Below are 16,324 nucleotides of genomic sequence, written 5' to 3'. Positions count from 1 at the left end.
ACGCACGACCGAACCTGTCGGCGGGCCGGGACGAGACGAGGGGGAACGAGAGAAGGGGCGTGACGACCGATGGTCGTCACGCCCCTTCTCGGGTGCTCGTGAGAGCGAGGACTACTTGACCGCAGCCTTGAGCTTGCTGCCGGCGCTGACCTTGACGCTGTCGCTGGCGGCGATCTCGAGGGCCTCACCCGTCTGCGGGTTGCGGCCGGTACGAGCGGCGCGGTGCGTCTTCTCGAAAGCGATCCACCCGGGGATGGTGACCTTCGTGCCGTCGGCGACCGACTTCGAGACGACGGAGAAGAACGCGTCGACGACGCCGCTGACGGCGGCCTGGCTCTGGCCGGACTCGGATGCGACAGCTGCGACGAGCTCGGTACGGTTCAGTGACTTGTCAGCCATGTAAATGTCCTCCTCGGACTTCATTCGGTGTGACGAGACACGGCGTTCACCATGCCTGTGCGGTCGAGACCAGAGAGCCGAGGGCCCTGTGGAACCGGTTGAAACCTACCAGGAAGACTTCGTGATGCCCGGCAACTCGCCACGGTGGGCCATGTCGCGGAAACGCACGCGGCTGATGCCGTAGGCCTTGAGGTGACCGCGGGGGCGGCCGTCGACCGAGTCGCGGTTGCGGAGGCGGACCGGCGACGCGTTGCGCGGCAGCTTCTGCAGACCGAGGCGGGCGGCCTCGCGGCTCTCGTCGGAACCGTTCGGGTCGATCAGGGCCTTCTTCAGCTCGAGACGCTTCTCGGCGTAGCGGGCCACGATCTCGGCGCGCTGGTTGTTCTTGGCGATCATGCTCTTCTTGGCCATTTTTAGCGCTCCTCGCGGAATTCGACGTGCTTGCGAATCACCGGGTCGTACTTCTTCAGCACGAGACGGTCGGGGTTGTTACGACGGTTCTTCTTGGTCACGTACGTGAAACCGGTGCCCGCCGTCGAGCGGAGCTTGATGATGGGACGGACGTCCTGCTGACGAGCCATTAGATCTTCTCCCCACGAGCGAGCAGGTCCTTGACGACCGACTCGATGCCACGAGCGTCGATGACCTTGATGCCCTTGGCGCTGAGCTGAAGGGTCACGTTACGACGAAGCGACGGCACGTAGTACGTCTTCTTCTGGATGTTCGGGTCGAAACGACGCTTGGTGCGTCGGTGCGAGTGCGAGATGTTGTGTCCGAAGCCGGGAACGGCTCCGGTCACCTGGCAGGTTGCTGCCATGGTTTTCCTCCGTAGATACCGTGAGGGCCGAAGCCCTCACCCAAGGTCACTTGTCGGCGCGCCGGTCCCCCTGCCCGATCGAGGGATCGGGCGATGAAGCCGGGAGGCGGTGCACATGGGCGCAGAGAGCGCCCAACCAAAGGGAGAGCTTACGCGACACGCCCGGACCCACGCAACCCGCGCCTCCCCGACTGGGGGTCGGGGCTCGGGGCTCGGCGCTCGGAACCCGGGGCTGCGGCCACGCGATCGCGTCGGCGCGCGCCGACGGGACGAGGAGGCGCGGCTCAGCGGATCGAGGAGGCGCGGCTCAGCGGATCGCGGAGGCGTCGGCGGCCGCGCGGGCCTCGGCCGTGCACGCGGGGCAGAGGCCGAACACGTCGACCACGTGCTGCGCCTCGGTGAACCCGTGCGTGGCGGCGACGTGCTGGGCCCAGGTCTCGACCTCGTCGGCCTCGATCTCGACGGTGGTGCCGCAGTTGCGGCAGATCAGGTGGTGGTGGTGCGTGCCCGGGGTGCAGGCGCGGTAGAGGCTCTCGCCTTCTTGCTGCAGCGAGTCGGCCGAGCCGTCGGCGGCGAGGTCGGCGAGGGCCCGGTAGACCGTGGCCAGGCCGATGCCGGTCTCGCGCAGGTGGGCGTGCAGCGCCTGCGCGCTGACGAACCCCTCGCTCGTGCCGAGTGCTTCTCGCACGGCCTCGCGCTGCCACGTGTTGCGTCGGACCACCACGGCGTCCTGCCTCTCTGTGTGTCGGACCTCTGTGCGTCGGACCTCGGTGCGTCGGGTCCCGGTGCACCGGGACCAGGTGTGTCGGACCCCGGTCTGCCTCAGACGCCGGTCGGTGCCAAGGGTACCCGCGGGCCCCTGCGCGGCTTCACGGCGGCGGCCGTGCGACGCCAGCCGACCAGGCGGCAGACGAGCCAGATCGTGAACGAGATCGTGGTGACGTAGGGGCTGATCGGCAGGCCCCCGCCCAGGGCGAGCAAGATGCCGCCGACGACCGAGACGACGGCGAAGGTCACGCTCAGCACGGGCACGAGTCGCGGGTTCACGGTCAGCCTCAGCGCGGCCGCGGCGGGTGTGACGAGCAGCGAGAGGACGAGCAGCGCCCCGATGATCTGGACCGACACCGCGACCGACAGACCCAGCACGAGCATGAAGACGATGCCGAGCGTGCGCACGGGGACGCCGGCCGCCGCGGCGACGTCGGGGTCGACGCTGGCGAAGGTCAGCGGACGCCAGATGACGATCAGCGTGACGATCACCACGGCCGAGATGGCGACGAGCCAGCCCAGCTGCGGATTGTCGACCGACACGATCTGGCCGGTCAGCAGCCCGAACTTGTTGGCCGACCGCCCTCGGTAGAGCGCCAGGAAGAGGATGCCGAGGCCCAGGCCGAACGGCATGAGCACCGCGATGATCGAGTTGCGCTCCCGCGCCCGGGTGCCCAGCAGCCCGATCAGCAGGGCGGCGATCAGGCTGCCGACGAGCGAGCCGCTGACGACGTTCACGCCGAGCAGCAGGGCGGCGGCGGCACCGGCGAACGAGAGCTCACTGATGCCGTGCACCGCAAAGGGCATGTTGCGCGTGATCACGAAGGGCCCGATCAGGCCGCCCACCAGGCCGAGCACGGCGCCCGCGACGACGCTGTTGCGCACCAGCACGAGCAGCTCGCCGAAGTCCTGGAAGCTGAACAGCTGCGACCACAGGTCGGTCATCGGACGAGTCCTTCGTCGTCGAGGTGTTCGTCGACGTGGTGGTCGTGCCCGTCGTGGCTGCCGACGATCACGATGCGCCCCATGGTGCGGATCACGTCGACCGGAGTGCCGTAGAGGTCGCTCAGCACGTCGGCGCGCAGCACCTCGTCGGGTGTTCCGATGCGGAACCGGCCTCCGGCCAGGTAGAGCACCCGGTCGACGACGTCGAGGATGGGGTTGACGTCGTGCGTGACGAACACGACCGCGGCGTTGCGGGCCCGCCGCTGCTCGTCGATCAGGCGGGTGACCTCGCGCTGGTGCCGCAGGTCGAGCGAGATGAGGGGCTCGTCGCAGAGCAGCAGGGCCGGTTCGGCGGCCAGCGCCTGGCCGACCCGGGTGCGCTGCTGCTCGCCGCCGCTGAGGCTCGCGACCGGAGAGGTCGCGAACGAGGTGGCGCCGACCTCGTCGACCAGGGCGTCGATGCGGGCCCGTTCGGTGGGGGTCTCGCGGCGCGGCCCCCAGCGGTGGCCCGTGACGCCGAGCGCGATCATGTCGCGGGCACGCAGCGGGGTGCCGGACTCCATCAGTCGTTGCTGCGGCACGTAGCCGATGCGGCGGTGGCCGCGCCCGACCGGCCGGCCGAGGAACTCGATGCTGCCCTCGGTCAGGTGCTGCTGCCCGAGGATCGTGCGCAGCATCGTCGTCTTGCCCGCACCGTTCGGCCCGAGCACCGCGATGAACTCGCCCGGCCGCACGTCGAGGTCGAGACCCGACCAGAGCGTGCGGGCGCCGAACGAGACCCCGGCGTCGCGGAGGCGCAGCACGGCGTCGCCGCCGCCACCGGCCGAGGAGGCGCGGGTGGCGGCGGCGACGGAGGTCGCGCCGGACGGGTCGGTCACTCGCCGAGGGCCGCCGAGATCGCGTCGATGTTGCTCTGTTGCCATGCCACGTAGTCTTCCCCCTCGGGCAGCAGCTCGGTGACCGGCACGATGGCGACGCCGGCGTCGGTCGCGGCCTTCTCGACCTGCTCGGTCTCGGGACTCGAGGTCTGCTCGTTGTAGGCGAGCAGGTCGACCTTCCCGTCGGTGAAGAGCTTCAGGGTGTCGTTGAGCACGGCGGGCGACACGTCGTCGCCCTCCTCGATCGCCTCGGAGAAGGGCTCGGGCGTCACGTTGACCAGGCCCATCGCGTCGAAGAGGTAGCCGGGCACGGGTTCGGTGTAGGCGACCGGGTCGCCGTCGTGGGCCGTCTTGATCGAGGCGGCCTGCGCCTCCAGGTCGGCGATCTTCGTGCCGAAGGCCTCGGCGTTCGCGGTGAAGGTGTCGGCGTTCGCCGTGTCGACCCGGCCGAACTCGTCGGCCAGGGCCGTGGCGAGCTTCGCCATGCTCGGCAGGCTGTAGAACACGTGCTCGTTGAACGCGGCGTGGTCGTGGTCGTCGTGCTCGTCGGCGTCGGCGTCTGCGGTGGCGTCGTCGCTCGCGGCGTCGGTGGCCTCGTCGGCGTGGTCGTCGTGCCCGGCCTCGGGGTCGAGCCCCGAGACGTCGACGGCGTTGACCACGGTGGCGTCGGTTCCGCTCGCGTCGACCATCGTGTCGACGAACGAGTCGTAGCCGCCGCCGTTCTCGACGATCACGTCGGCCTTCGAGACGGCCAGCTGCGTGCGGGCGTCGGCCTCGTACGAGTGCGGGTCCTGCGAGGGGTCGCTGATGATGCTGGTGACGTCGACCAGGTCGCCTCCGACCGTCTCGGCGATGTCGCCGTAGACGTTGGTCGACGTGACCACCGAGATCGCGCCTCCGTCGGTGGAGTCGGTCGAGCCCGAGGCGCCCGTGGCGCAACCGCTCAGCACGAGGACCGCGGCGGCGGGCAGGACGAGCAGGGTCGGCAGCGAGCGCATCTTCATGGTCGTCACGCTATTGCTACTGATAATGATTGTCAAAACGAGGAGGCGCGGGTCGGCCGAGCGCGCCTCCCGCGTCCCGAGACAGCGCGACACCCCCTGCTCGGCACGACACCCCCTGTTCCGAGGGTGTGATGCCGGACAGGGGGTGTCGCAGCGCGCCTAGGCCTTCGTGGCGGCCTCGACGGACTCGGCGCCGGCGGCGTCGTCGTCCTCGCGGCCGGGCGTCTTGAGGTTCCACTTCTTGATGACGAAGCTGAACAGGATGTAGTAGACGACCGCGTAGCCGAGCCCGATCGGGATGAGCCAGATCGAGTTCTGCGAGATGTTGAAGTTCAGCACGTAGTCGATCAACCCCGCCGAGAAGGTGAACCCGGTGTGGATGTCGAGTGCGTTGACCAGCATCATCGACGTGCCGGTCAGCACCGCGTGGATCACGTACAGCGGCCAGGCGACGAACATGAACGAGAACTCGAGCGGCTCGGTGATGCCCGTGATGAACGCCGTCAGCGCGGTCGACAGCATGATGCCGCCGATTAGCTTCTTCTTCTCGGGGCGGGCGTGACGCCAGATCGCCAGGGCCGCGGCGGGCAGGGCGAACATGAAGATCGGGAAGAACCCGGTCATGAACACGCCGGCGCTCGGGTCGCCGGCGAAGAAGCGGTTCAGGTCGCCCCGGACGATCTCGCCGCTGGCGTTGGTGTAGTCGCCGACCAGGAACCAGACGACCGAGTTGAGGATGTGGTGCAGGCCGGTGGGGATCAGCAGGCGGTTGGCGACGCCGTAGATGCCGCTGCCGACCACGTCGTTCGACGCGACCGCCTGGCCGATGCCGGTGAGGGCGTTGTTGAACAGGGGGTAGATGAACGACATGACGACGCCGACGACCAGGCCCGTGACGGCGGTGAGGATCGGCACCATGCGACGGCCCGAGAAGAACCCGAGGAAGTCGGGCAGCTTCGTGCGGTAGAAGCGCTGCCAGATCATCGCCGAGAGGATGCCCATCACGATGCCGGCCAGCACGCCGTAGTTGATGACCTCGGGGTCGCCCGTCGGGGTCTCGCGGCCCGCGAGCACGACCGGCGACATGGCCTTGAAGACGCCGTCGATCACCATGTAGCCGACGACCGCGGCGAGGGCCGTCGAACCGTCCGACTTCTTCGCCCAGCCGATCGCGATGCCGACCGCGAAGATCAGCGGCAGCCAGGTGAAGACCGCCTGCCCGGCGGCGCCGATCACCGAGGCGCCCGTCTCGAACCCGGGGATCGCGCCGAGCAGGTCGGCCTGCCCGAGTCGCAGCAGGATGCCCGCCGCCGGCAGCACCGCGATCGGCAGCATGAGGCTGCGGCCGAGACGCTGCAGCACCGCGAACGCGGCCGAGCCCCTCTTCTTGGTCGGGGCCGACTCGGTCGTCGTCGTCATCAGGTGGTCCTCTCGTCGGTGAGCAGCCGTGGTGCGGGGTGGGTCGGGTGTCGTGCGGGTGGGGCGGTTCCGGAGGCGCGGGTCGCGACGAGCGCGGGCCCCCGGTCCTGTCCGGTCCTGTCCGGTCATGACCAGTGAGTGGTAGTTTCCTCAGACCGACGGGTGGTGTCAACTAGGACGACACCCTCGTCGCCGCGAGCGACCGACCCACGGAGGAGAACAGCTCATGTCGAAAGCACAGGCCATGATCGACGGACTCGGCGGCGCCGACAACATCGAGGAGATCGAGGGCTGCATCACGCGCCTCCGCACCGACGTGCGGGACGTCTCGCTCGTCGACGACGCCGCCCTCAAGGCCGCGGGAGCCACCGCCGTCGTCCACGCGGGGGGCAGCGTCCAGGTGATCGTCGGCACGATCGCCGACTCGCTCGCCGAAGACATCAACGACCTGCTGCCGTGACCACGGTCCTCTCGCCCGTCGCCGGCCGGGTGACGGCGCTCGCCGAGGTGCCCGACGCCGTCTTCGCCGGGCAGCTCGTGGGCGCGGGCGTCGCGGTCGAGCCGAGCGCGCCTCCTGGAGGGGGTGTGGTCTCCGTCGTCTCGCCGGTCGCCGGCGAGATCGTCAAGCTGCACCCACACGCGTTCGTGGTCGTGGACGAGTGGGGCACCGGCCTGCTCGTGCACGTCGGCATCGACACGGTCAAGCTCGGCGGCGAGGGCTTCGAGCTCGTCGTGGCCGAGGGGGCGACCGTCGCGGCGGGCGACCTCGTCGTCCGTTTCGACCCGGCCGTCGTGGCCGAGGCGGGCTACTCGGCCGTCATCCCGGTCGTCGTGCTCGACAGCGCCCCGGACAGCGTCCCGCAGCAGGCCGTCGGCACGACCGTCGCCTCGGGGGAGCCCCTCTTCGACCTCTGAGGCCGACGCGGCGCGGCCAGGAGTCAGTCGGGCGTCGTGCCCGATTCGACCTGCATCTGCAGGCGGTAGCGGTCGGAGCGGTACCAGCTCTTGGCGTGTTCGAGCGGGACGTCGCCGGCGAACGAGATCCTGTCGAAGTACATCACCGGGGCGCCCTCGCTCGTGCCGAGCAGCGTGGCGACGTCGGCGTCGGCCCCCTCGGCGCTGACCGTCTGGGTCGCGCGGGTGATCGGCGTCGCGTAGTCGCCGTCGAGGGTCCGGTAGAGCGAACGGCTCAGGTCGTGGTCGAGCAGCCCGGGCAGTCGGTCCGCGGGGTACCAGCCGTCGTCGATGCTGACCGGCACGCCGTCGGCCAGGCGCAGGCGCTTGACGTGGAACGCCGAGGCGCCGTCCTCGAGTCCGAGGGCCGCGGCCGTCTCGGGCGGGGGAGTCGTCTCGGCCTTGACCAGCACCACCGTGCTCGGCACGTGGCCGAGCTTGGTCATCTCGTCGGTGAACGAGGCGAGGTGCAGCGTCGACTGGACCACGCGGTGGGCCACGAAGGTGCCCTTGCCTCGCACGCGGGTCAGCCATCCCTCGTTCACGAGCTGCCCCACGGCCTCGCGGACCGTGATCCGGCTGACGCCGTACTCGAGCATCAGCTGGCGCTCGCTGGCGATCGCCGAGCCGGGCTGCTGACCGGCCGCGAGCCGCTGCACGATGGAGCGCAACTGCTCGTGCTTCGGCACGGCTCCGTCGGTGATGCGGTCGGTCATGGGCCCCCTCGTCCGTCGCGCCCGAGGGTGGTCCCATCTGGTCATGACCGGTCGTCCTGACCTCGACGTTACTGCACGCCGTCCGTCGCCAGCCAGGTCGGGGCCCGGCTGCCCGCGGGGTTCCCAGGAACGGACGAGGAGGCGCGGGCTCAGTCGAGCAGGAGCGCCGGCTCTTCGAGGACGCTCGCCACGTCGGCCACGAACCGGCTGGCGACGTCGCCGTCGACCACGCGGTGGTCGAAGCTCGCCCCGATCGTCGTCACCATGCGCGAGCGGACCTCGCCGTCGACCACCCAGGCCTTGGGCTTGATCGTGCCGAGGGCCACGATCGCGACCTCGCCCGGGTTGAGGATCGGCGTGCCGGTGTCCATGCCGAAGACGCCGATGTTCGTGATCGTGATCGTGCCGTCCCGCATGTCGGCCGGCGTCGTCTTGCCGTCTCGGGCGGTCAGCGTCAGCTGTTCGAGGGCCTGGGCCAGCTCGAGCAGGCTCATCGACTGGGCCTCCTTGACGTTCGGCACGATGAGGCCCCGCGGGGTGGCCGCGGCGATGCCGAGGTTGACGAAGTGCCGGACGAGGATCTCGCGGTCGGTCCAGGCCGAGTTGACCATCGGGTTGCGTCGCACGGCCCAGATGATCGCCTTGGCCATGATCAGCAACGGCGAGACCTTGACGCCGGCGAACTGCGGCGACGCCTTCAACCGCTTGACGAACTCCATCGTGCGGGTGGCGTCGACGTCGACGAACAGGCTGACGTGCGGGGCGGTGAACGCCGACGACGTCATGGCCGCGGCGATGGCCTTGCGGACGCCCTTGACGGGGATGCGCTCGACGCGTTCCTCGCCCCACTCGGGCGTCTCGATGTTGCGGAACACGCTGGCCTGCTGGGCGTGACGGATGACGTCGTCGCGGGTGACCTCTCCGGCCAGGCCGGTCGGCTGGACGACGGCGAGGTCGACCTCGAGGTCTTTGGCGAGCTTGCGGATGGGCGGCTTCGCGATGATCGGCAGGGCCTGGGCGGCGGGCACCGACGTGGTGGGGCGCCGCCGGGCCTGCTCGGCGACGCGCAGCTGCCGGGCGTCGACCTCGGTCTGCGACGGTCGGCGGCGACGGGTCGCTCCGTGACCGCCCGCGGCGCCGTAGCCCACGAGCACGGCACCCGAACCGGAGTCGGCCGGGGCCTCGGGGGCGTGCGCGACCGAGCCGGTGTCGCCGTCGGCGCTGACCGCGTCGGCCGAGCGGGCCGGAGCGGCGGGGGAGGAGCTCTGCACCGGGGTGGCGGACGCCGCGGGCTCGGCCTGGCGGGCACGCTGCGCGGAGAGTGCTTGTTCGTTCTGTGACACGACCTGCGCCGTGCGGGCGAGTCCGCCCGACTCGAGGGACTCGGACTCGGCGGCCCGACCCGACGGGGTCGCGGGTGCCGTCGAGTCGCCGACCCGGATGATCGGGGTGCCGACGTCGACCGTGGTACCCGGTTCGACGAGGATGCTCTCGACCACGCCGGCGTAGGGCGAGGGGAGCTCGACGAGCGACTTCGCGGTCTCGATCTCGACGAGCACCTGGTTGATCTCGACGCTGTCGCCGGGGGCGACCTTCCATTCGACGATCTCGGCCTCGGTCAGGCCCTCGCCGACGTCGGGCAGGGAGAATTCGCTGGTCATGTCGTGACTCCTAGTAGGCCAGGGCCCGGTCGACCGCCTCGAGCACGCGGTCGGCGTCGGGCAGGTACTGCGTCTCGAGCTTGGCGGGAGGGAAGGGGGTGTCGAAGCCGCTGACGCGCAGGACGGGTGCCTCGAGCGAGTAGAAGGCCTTCTCGGCGACGGTGGCGGCGATCTCGGAGCCGACCGACACGAAACCGGGGGCCTCCTGCGCCACGACGAGGCGCCCGGTCTTCCGGACCGACTCGAGGATGGGCCCGTAGTCGACGGGTGAGAGCGACCGCAGGTCGACGACCTCGGCCGAGACGCCCTCGGCGGCCGCGATCTCGGCCGCCTGCAGCAGCACGCTGACCATCGCGCCGTGCCCCAGCAGGGTGACCTCGGTGCCCGTCCGGACGACACGGCTCGCGTGCAGCGGTGCCTGCGGGTCGCTCAGGTCGACGTCGCCCTTGGGCCAGTAACGGCTCTTGGGCTCGAAGAACATGACGGGGTCGTTCGACGCGATCGCCTCCTGGATCATCCAGTAGGCGTCGTGCGGCGTGCTCGGGCTGACGACGCGCAGGCCCGCCGTGTGGGCGAAGTACGCCTCGGGGCTCTCCTGGTGGTGCTCGACCGCGCCGATGTGCCCGCCGTAGGGCACGCGGATCACGACGGGCATCGTCAGGGTGCCCTCGTGCCGGTTGGTCAGCTTGGCCAGCTGCGACGTGATCTGGTCGAAGCCGGGGTAGATGAAGCCGTCGAACTGGATCTCGCAGACCGGGCGGAAGCCGCCCATCGCGAGTCCGATGGCGGTGCCGACGATGCCGGACTCGGCGAGGGGGGTGTCGATGACGCGTTTGTCGCCGAACTCGGCCTGCAGCCCTTCGGTCACGCGGAAGACGCCGCCGAGCGTGCCGATGTCTTCTCCCATCAGCAGGACGCGGGGGTCGTCGGCCATGGCCTTGCGGAGGCCGGCGTTGATCGCCTTGCCGAGCGGCATGGACTGCACGGAGGCGCGGGCCGACTCGGTCGTGCCGGTCGGGTTCTCGACGGTGTCGGTCATGCTGCCCCCTCGTCGGTGGTCGCGGTCTCGCCCGCGCCGCCGAAGCTCTGCTCGTAGGTCGCCAGCCACTGCTTCTGCTCGGTCATGAGCGGGTGCGGCTCGGAGTACACGTGGTCGAAGATGAGGCCGCGGTCGGGGTTCGGCAGCGAGACCGTGCGCCGACGGACGTCGGCTCCGAGGTCGTCGCCCTCGGTCTCGAGGTCGGCGAAGAACGCGTCCCCCTCGCCTCGGTTCCGCAGGAAGGCCTCGAAGCGCGTGATCGGGTCGCGAGCGATCCAGGACTGCAGCTCGTCGTCGGTGCGGTACTTGGTGGGGTCGTCGGACGAGGTGTGCGCGCCGACGCGGTAGGTGAGCGCCTCGATGAAGCGGGGCCCGCCACCGCCGCGGGCGGCCTCGAGGTCGCGGCGGCTGACGGCGTAGCTCGCGAGCACGTCGTTGCCGTCGACCTGCGTGCCGGGGATGCCGAAGCCGCCGGCCCGGGCGACGAGGGGCGTGCGCGACTGACGCGCGACCGGCACGCTGATCGCCCACTGGTTGTTCTGGAGGAAGAACAGCTCGGGGGTCTGGAAGCTCGCGGCGAAGACCAGGGCCTCGCTGACGTCGCCCTGGCTGGTCGCCCCGTCGCCGAAGAACGTGACCACGGCCTGGTCGACCTCGGGATCGCCCGTGCCGCTCTTGCCGTCGAGGCCGAGCCCCATGGCGAAGCCGGTCGCGTGCAGCGTCTGCGAGCCGATCACCAGCGTGTAGACGTGGAAGTTCTGGTGCTCGGCGGGGTTCCAGCCGCCGTGCGTGTGACCGCGCAGCAGGCGCAGGATGTCGACCGGGTCGATGCCGCGGGACAGCGCGACGGCGTGCTCGCGGTAGGACGGGAAGAGGTGGTCCTGCGGGCGGGTGGCGTGGGCCAGGCCGACCTGGGCCCCCTCTTGGCCGTGGCTCGGCACCCAGAGGGCGAGCTGCCCCTGGCGCGCCAGGGCCGCGGCCTCGCGGTCGAATCGACGCGTCAGCACCATGTCGCGGTGCAGGGCGCGGAGTCCGTCGTCGCCGAGCGCGTCGACGTAGGGGCGGAACTCGTCGGCCGCAGCCGACTCGACCACCTCGCCCGACGGCGACAGGAGCTGGACGGGCGGCGGCGCGTCGGTCGCTTCGGAGGAAGACATGGCGTCCAATCTATTCCGCGGCATATGCCGTCACCGGGATGTGAGGTCGACGATCTGCTGGGCGGCGTGCAGCAGCTTGTCGACCGACGACGGCTCGCCGATCGTGACGCGCACGCCCTCGCCCGCGAACGGCCGGACGACGACCCCGTGGTCGGCGAACACCTGGGCCGCGGCCGCCGTGTGCTCGCCCGTGGCGAGCCAGACGAAGTTGCCCTGCGCCTCGGGCACCGTCCACCCCTGGTCGATCAGGGCGCGTCGCACCTGGTCGCGCAGCAGGACGATGCGGTCGACCCGCCCGAGCAGCTCGTCGGCGTGGTCGAGCGAGGCGAGGGCCGCGGCCGCGCCCTGCTCGGTGACGGCGAGGGGGATGGCCGTGGCCCGCGCGGCGTCGAGCAGGTAGGAGGCGCCGATCGCGTACCCGACGCGGAGTGCGGCCAGCCCGTACGCCTTCGAGAAGGTGCGCAGCAGGACGAGGTTCGGGTGCAGCTCGGTGAGCGTCTCGCCGTCGACGGCCGTGCTGTCGGTGACGAACTCGGCGTACGCCTCGTCGAGCAGCACGAGCACGTCGTCGGGCACCGCGGCCATGAACGACTCGAACTCGCCCGTCGACACCGTGGTGCCCGTCGGGTTGTTGGGGGAGCAGACGATGACGACGCGGGTGCGGTCGGTGACGGCCGCGGCCATGGCCTCGAGGTCGTGGCCCCCGTCGGCCCGCAGCGGCACCTGGACGCTCGTCGCACCGGCCACCGTGACGAGCCCCGGGTAGGCCTCGAACGAACGCCAGGCGTAGACGACCTCGTCGCCGACCGAGGCCGCGGCGAGCACGAACTGGGCCAGCAACGAGACCGACCCCGCGCCGACGTGCACCTCGTCGACGGTGACGCCGAACCGGGTGGCGAGGACGCTCCGCAGGGCCGTCGCCGAGGCGTCGGGGTAACGGTTGAGCGAGACGGCGCCACGGACGGCCTCGACGACCGAGGGGAGGGGCTCGAACGGGTTCTCGTTCGACGACAGTTTGAAGGCGTCGGGGGACGCCTGCTTGCCCTGGCGGTAGGGCGGGAGGGCGGCGATCTCGGGACGGAGTCGGACGGGAGTGATCACGCGGCCAGCCTATGGGGCGGGGGCCGCGTCGCGGCAGGGCACCGCGCCTCCTCGGGGGATCCGGTCGGGCACTACCGCCCGTGGAGGAGAGGTCGGCATGATGGGGGGATGACCCGATTCGTCGTGAGGCTGCTCATCAACGCGGTGGCCCTGTGGCTCACCACGCTGCTCGTGTCGGGGGTGACGGTGACGCCCTACGGAGCAGGGGGCACCCTCGAGACGATCGTGACCTTCCTGCTGCTCGCCCTGGTCTTCGGAATCGTCAACGGCGTGGTCGGCACGGCGATCAGGGTGATGGCCTTCCCCCTCTACATCCTGACGCTCGGCCTGATCGCGTTGATCGTGAACGGGCTGCTGCTGCTGATCGTGGCGTGGATCTCGGATCTCTTCGGCTTCGGGTTGACGATCGACGGTTTCTGGTGGGGCGTGATCGGTGCCGTCGTGCTCGCGGTCTTCGCCTGGGCCATCGGCGTCGTCGTCCGCCCCGTGGTCGGGCGGGGTGACCGGAGGCGGTGAACCGGTTCCGCATCTGCTTCGTCTGCACGGGCAACATCTGTCGCTCGCCCATGGCCGAGACCGTGCTGCGCTCGCTCGCCGACGACGCGGGCCTCGGCGACCGGATCGAGGTCACGAGCGCGGGCACCGGCGACTGGCACGTCGGCGAGGGGGCCGATCCCCGCACCGTCGAGGCCCTGGAGCGCCGCGGCTACGATGGTTCCCGGCACCGGGCGAAGCAGTTCGAGGCCGACGACTTCGCGCGCTACGACCTCGTGGTGGCGTTCGATCGCGGCCAAGAACGCATCCTCCGGGCCTGGGCAGGCGACGACGCCGACCGCTCGAAGGTGCAGCTGCTGCTCACCTTCGCTCCCGACGCGGCGCCGGCGGGTGGCGGTCTCGACGTCCCCGACCCGTACTACTCCGACGCAGCACTCTTCGACGAGGTGCTCGACATGGTCGAGCGCGCCTGCTCGGCCCTCTTCCGCCAGATCGAACCCGCACTCCGCAAGGGACAGTCATGACGTTGCCTCCTCAGCCCCTCAGCCCGCTCGACGGCCGCTACCGCTCGTCGGTCGGCACGTTGGGGGACCACCTCAGCGAGGCGGGGCTGAACCGGGCCCGCGTGCACGTCGAGGTCGAATGGCTGATCGCCCAGACCGACCGCCGTGCGTTCGGCTCGACGCCGCTCGACGACGAACAGAAGCGGGCGCTGCGGGCCGTCGTCACCGACTTCGGCCAGGCGGCGATCGACGAGCTCGCCGGCCTCGAGGCGACGACCCGTCACGACGTCAAGGCCGTCGAGTACTTCGTGCGGGCACGGCTGGCCGAGCTCGGGCTGGACGGGATCGCCGAACTCACCCACTTCGCCTGCACCAGCGAGGACATCAACAACCTGTCGTACGCGGTCACCGTCAAGGCGGCCCTGTTCGACGTCTGGCTCCCGGCCTTCGACGCCGTGCTCGCCGCCCTCACCACCTGGGCCACCGACGCCCGCGACGTGCCGATGCTCGCGCACACCCACGGGCAGCCGGCGACGCCGACCACGGTCGGGAAGGAGTTCGCCGTGTTCGCGCACCGCCTGCAGCGTCTGCGCTCGCAGATCGTCGGCACCGAGTTCCTCGGCAAGTTCAGCGGGGCGACCGGCACGTTCTCGGCCCACGTCGTCGCCGACCCCGGGCTGGACTGGCCCGAGACGGCCCGCTCCTTCGTCGAGGACGCCCTGGGGTTGACCTTCAACCCGCTGACGACGCAGATCGAGTCGCACGACTGGCAGGCCGAGCTCTACTCGCGCGTCGCCCACGCCAACCGGGTGCTGCACAACCTCGCCACCGACGTGTGGTCGTACATCTCGATGGGCTACTTCACGCAGATCCCGCAGGCGGGGGCGACCGGCTCGTCGACCATGCCCCACAAGATCAACCCGATCCGCTTCGAGAACGCCGAGGCCAACCTCGAGATCTCGTCGGCGCTCTTCGACTCGCTGGCCTCGACCCTGGTCACCAGCCGCCAGCAGCGCGACCTCACCGACTCGTCGGCCCAGCGCAACATCGGTGTCGCGTTCGGCCACTCGATGCTCGCGCTCGACAACCTGCGTCGCGGCCTCGGCGAGATCGCCGTCGGCACCGTGACCCTCGAGTCCGACCTCGACTCCAACTGGGAGGTCCTCGCCGAGGCCATCCAGACGGTCATCCGTGCCGAGGTCGTCGCCGGACGATCCTCGATCGACGACCCCTACGCCATGCTCAAGGAGCTGACCCGCGGCAAGCGCGTCGGCCAGGCCGAACTGGTCGCGTTCGTCGAGGGCCTGGACGTGTCCGACGAGGCCAAGCAGCGCCTCGTGGCCCTGACCCCGGCGACCTACACGGGCATCGCGGCGCAGCTCGTCGACCGCCTGGCCTGACCCCGGGAGGCGCGGGTCGGCCCGTCCGGACGGCCCGCGCACCCGAGGGCGCCGCGCGACGGCTCAGCGGCCGACGGGCCGCGACGAAGCAGCGGCCGAGAGGCAGCGGCAGTGGATCCGCGTCGCGTCAGTGGCCCCGCGGCTTGTCGGCGTCGTCGATCTCGTGTCGCTCGTCGTCGTTGGGCTTGGCCGCGAGCGCGAGCATGGCGATCGTGACGAGCGCGACGATGAAGCCGATGCAGAGGAAGATCAGCGCCAGCTGGAGGTCGCGCGTCGTCATGAGCACGACGAGGCCGACGAAGGCGGCGAAGACGCCCGACAGTCCGAGGAACTCGGCGGGGCGGAACCGGTCGCGCCAGGTGGGGTGGGTCATGACGTTCGTCCCTTGTCGTCAGGGGTGTCGGCAGGGGCCGGGTGCCCGGTCTGCCATTTGAGCGAGAGGCCGGCGATCACGAGGAACACGCCGACCAGGGCGCCGTAGGCGCCCAGGATGCCGACGAGCACGGTCGAGGAGGTCAGTTCGCCCTCGATCTGCTCGATGCCGCCGAGCTGCTGGCTGTAGTCCGGCGGGACGACCAGGAAGACCAGGGCCAGCACCAGGGTGAGCACGCCGACGGTCGTCCAGTCACGGGCGAGCGGCGAGCGACGACGACGTCGCAGGCCGGTGAGCAGTTCGAGGCCGCCGGTCAGCACGGCCCAGGCCGTGACGAAGGCGACCAGCACGGGCAGCTGACCGTGCGAGAAGACGAGGCAGAGGGCGCCGATCACGGCACCGACGACGCCCTGCAGGACGGCGATGGTGCGGCTCGAGCGGTCGTGGAGGCGCAGGGCCGATCCGACGGCGAGCACGACACCGCCGGCGACCGCCGCCGCCCCGAAGGTCAGCAGGCCGACCTGGGGCGAGTGGTCGGGGTTGAAGGTGATGGCCGCCGCGGCCGCGAGGGCCGGGACGGCACGCAGCACGGGGACGGGCCAGTACGCGGAGAGCGACGGGTCGACGCCCCTGCCCGAGGGGTCGGGCGACGCCACGGGGGCGGTCGCGCCGGAGTCGTGGTGCGCAGGCGTCAC

At 70.7% G+C, this 16,324-nt stretch carries 21 protein-coding genes; 5 read left to right on the top strand and 16 right to left on the bottom strand.

Annotated features, from left to right (window positions below; all coding sequences use genetic code 11):
* Window positions 1–111: 111 nt before the first annotated feature.
* The 9 genes from IFT79_RS14300 to IFT79_RS14260 all read right to left on the bottom strand — a co-directional run bounded on the left by IFT79_RS14300 (window position 112) and on the right by IFT79_RS14260 (window position 6,230).
* Window positions 112–399 (bottom strand): HU family DNA-binding protein, encoded by a 288-nt coding sequence (locus tag IFT79_RS14300; protein WP_043595940.1) that lies wholly within the window; start codon window positions 397–399, stop codon window positions 112–114.
* A 105-nt stretch (window positions 400–504) separates the two neighbouring features.
* Complete coding sequence (gene rpsN / locus IFT79_RS14295) at window positions 505–810, bottom strand: 30S ribosomal protein S14 (RefSeq protein WP_043595941.1); 306 nt, start codon at window positions 808–810, stop codon at window positions 505–507.
* Between the two features lie 2 nt (window positions 811–812).
* Complete coding sequence (rpmG, locus tag IFT79_RS14290) at window positions 813–980, bottom strand: 50S ribosomal protein L33 (RefSeq protein ID WP_043595944.1); 168 nt, start codon at window positions 978–980, stop codon at window positions 813–815.
* Window positions 980–1,216, bottom strand: a complete 237-nt coding sequence (gene rpmB / locus IFT79_RS14285; protein ID WP_043595945.1) for a 50S ribosomal protein L28 — start codon at window positions 1,214–1,216, stop codon at window positions 980–982. The genes rpmG and rpmB overlap by 1 nt, the downstream gene beginning before the upstream one ends.
* Window positions 1,217–1,523: 307 nt before the next feature.
* On the bottom strand, window positions 1,524–1,937 hold the full coding sequence (locus IFT79_RS14280) for a Fur family transcriptional regulator (RefSeq protein WP_054145907.1): 414 nt from the start codon (window positions 1,935–1,937) through the stop codon (window positions 1,524–1,526).
* Window positions 1,938–2,038: 101 nt separating this feature from the next.
* Window positions 2,039–2,929 (bottom strand): metal ABC transporter permease, encoded by an 891-nt coding sequence (locus IFT79_RS14275; protein WP_056049779.1) that lies wholly within the window; start codon window positions 2,927–2,929, stop codon window positions 2,039–2,041.
* The gene (locus IFT79_RS14270; protein ID WP_369794407.1) at window positions 2,926–3,807 is read right to left on the bottom strand and encodes a metal ABC transporter ATP-binding protein; all 882 of its coding nucleotides are present in this window, start codon (window positions 3,805–3,807) and stop codon (window positions 2,926–2,928) included. The genes IFT79_RS14275 and IFT79_RS14270 overlap by 4 nt, the downstream gene beginning before the upstream one ends.
* Window positions 3,804–4,811 (bottom strand): metal ABC transporter solute-binding protein, Zn/Mn family, encoded by a 1,008-nt coding sequence (locus IFT79_RS14265; RefSeq protein WP_199859769.1) that lies wholly within the window; start codon window positions 4,809–4,811, stop codon window positions 3,804–3,806. Before IFT79_RS14265 ends, IFT79_RS14270 begins: the two co-directional genes overlap by 4 nt.
* A gap of 159 nt (window positions 4,812–4,970) precedes the next feature.
* Entirely contained in the window at window positions 4,971–6,230 is a 1,260-nt protein-coding gene (locus IFT79_RS14260) for a PTS transporter subunit EIIC (RefSeq protein WP_192124938.1), read from the bottom strand.
* Window positions 6,231–6,456: 226 nt separating this feature from the next.
* Here IFT79_RS14260 and IFT79_RS14255 point away from each other — a divergent pair, with 226 nt between their 5' ends.
* Window positions 6,457–6,690, top strand: coding sequence for a glucose PTS transporter subunit EIIB (locus IFT79_RS14255; protein ID WP_043594109.1), 234 nt, complete (start codon window positions 6,457–6,459; stop codon window positions 6,688–6,690).
* A complete protein-coding gene (locus tag IFT79_RS14250; protein WP_192124936.1) occupies window positions 6,687–7,145 on the top strand; it encodes a glucose PTS transporter subunit IIA in 459 nt (152 codons plus the stop codon). The genes IFT79_RS14255 and IFT79_RS14250 overlap by 4 nt, the downstream gene beginning before the upstream one ends.
* 23 nt (window positions 7,146–7,168) lie before the next feature.
* On the opposite strand, the gene IFT79_RS14245 is transcribed toward IFT79_RS14250, so the two are convergent.
* The 5 genes from IFT79_RS14245 to IFT79_RS14225 all read right to left on the bottom strand — a co-directional run bounded on the left by IFT79_RS14245 (window position 7,169) and on the right by IFT79_RS14225 (window position 12,858).
* Window positions 7,169–7,900, bottom strand: a complete 732-nt coding sequence (locus tag IFT79_RS14245) for a GntR family transcriptional regulator (RefSeq protein WP_123570919.1) — start codon at window positions 7,898–7,900, stop codon at window positions 7,169–7,171.
* Window positions 7,901–8,049: 149 nt separating this feature from the next.
* Window positions 8,050–9,561 carry a dihydrolipoamide acetyltransferase family protein gene (locus IFT79_RS14240; RefSeq protein ID WP_192124934.1) on the bottom strand — a complete coding sequence of 504 codons (1,512 nt, stop codon included), beginning with the start codon at window positions 9,559–9,561 and terminating at the stop codon, window positions 8,050–8,052.
* Between the two features lie 10 nt (window positions 9,562–9,571).
* Window positions 9,572–10,537, bottom strand: a complete 966-nt coding sequence (locus IFT79_RS14235; protein WP_370274458.1) for an alpha-ketoacid dehydrogenase subunit beta — start codon at window positions 10,535–10,537, stop codon at window positions 9,572–9,574.
* A gap of 59 nt (window positions 10,538–10,596) precedes the next feature.
* Window positions 10,597–11,757, bottom strand: coding sequence for a thiamine pyrophosphate-dependent dehydrogenase E1 component subunit alpha (locus IFT79_RS14230; RefSeq protein ID WP_056049763.1), 1,161 nt, complete (start codon window positions 11,755–11,757; stop codon window positions 10,597–10,599).
* A gap of 30 nt (window positions 11,758–11,787) precedes the next feature.
* Window positions 11,788–12,858 carry a histidinol-phosphate transaminase gene (locus IFT79_RS14225; protein WP_192124930.1) on the bottom strand — a complete coding sequence of 357 codons (1,071 nt, stop codon included), beginning with the start codon at window positions 12,856–12,858 and terminating at the stop codon, window positions 11,788–11,790.
* Window positions 12,859–12,966: 108 nt separating this feature from the next.
* Between IFT79_RS14225 and IFT79_RS14220 the strand changes: the two genes are divergently transcribed.
* The 3 genes from IFT79_RS14220 to purB are packed head-to-tail and all read left to right on the top strand — an operon-like array spanning window position 12,967 to window position 15,256.
* Window positions 12,967–13,374, top strand: a complete 408-nt coding sequence (locus tag IFT79_RS14220) for a phage holin family protein (RefSeq protein WP_192124929.1) — start codon at window positions 12,967–12,969, stop codon at window positions 13,372–13,374.
* A gap of 50 nt (window positions 13,375–13,424) precedes the next feature.
* On the top strand, window positions 13,425–13,877 hold the full coding sequence (locus IFT79_RS14215) for a low molecular weight protein-tyrosine-phosphatase (RefSeq protein WP_173155020.1): 453 nt from the start codon (window positions 13,425–13,427) through the stop codon (window positions 13,875–13,877).
* Window positions 13,874–15,256: an adenylosuccinate lyase gene (gene purB, locus IFT79_RS14210; RefSeq protein WP_123570915.1), complete on the top strand. Its 1,383-nt coding sequence runs from the start codon at window positions 13,874–13,876 to the stop codon at window positions 15,254–15,256. The genes IFT79_RS14215 and purB overlap by 4 nt, the downstream gene beginning before the upstream one ends.
* 127 nt (window positions 15,257–15,383) lie before the next feature.
* On the opposite strand, the gene IFT79_RS14205 is transcribed toward purB, so the two are convergent.
* Together IFT79_RS14205 and IFT79_RS14200 are read right to left on the bottom strand one after the other, a co-directional pair.
* A complete protein-coding gene (locus tag IFT79_RS14205) occupies window positions 15,384–15,629 on the bottom strand; it encodes a hypothetical protein (protein ID WP_043594098.1) in 246 nt (81 codons plus the stop codon).
* Window positions 15,626–16,324: a DUF308 domain-containing protein gene (locus IFT79_RS14200; RefSeq protein ID WP_236556892.1), complete on the bottom strand. Its 699-nt coding sequence runs from the start codon at window positions 16,322–16,324 to the stop codon at window positions 15,626–15,628. Before IFT79_RS14200 ends, IFT79_RS14205 begins: the two co-directional genes overlap by 4 nt.

It is taken from the genome of Frigoribacterium sp. CFBP 8759 (assembly GCF_014841655.1).
Classification (GTDB): Bacteria; Actinomycetota; Actinomycetes; order Actinomycetales; family Microbacteriaceae; genus Frigoribacterium.
The sequence above is the reverse complement of the archived record's forward strand: the minus strand, read 5'-3'. Positions and strand labels throughout refer to the sequence as shown.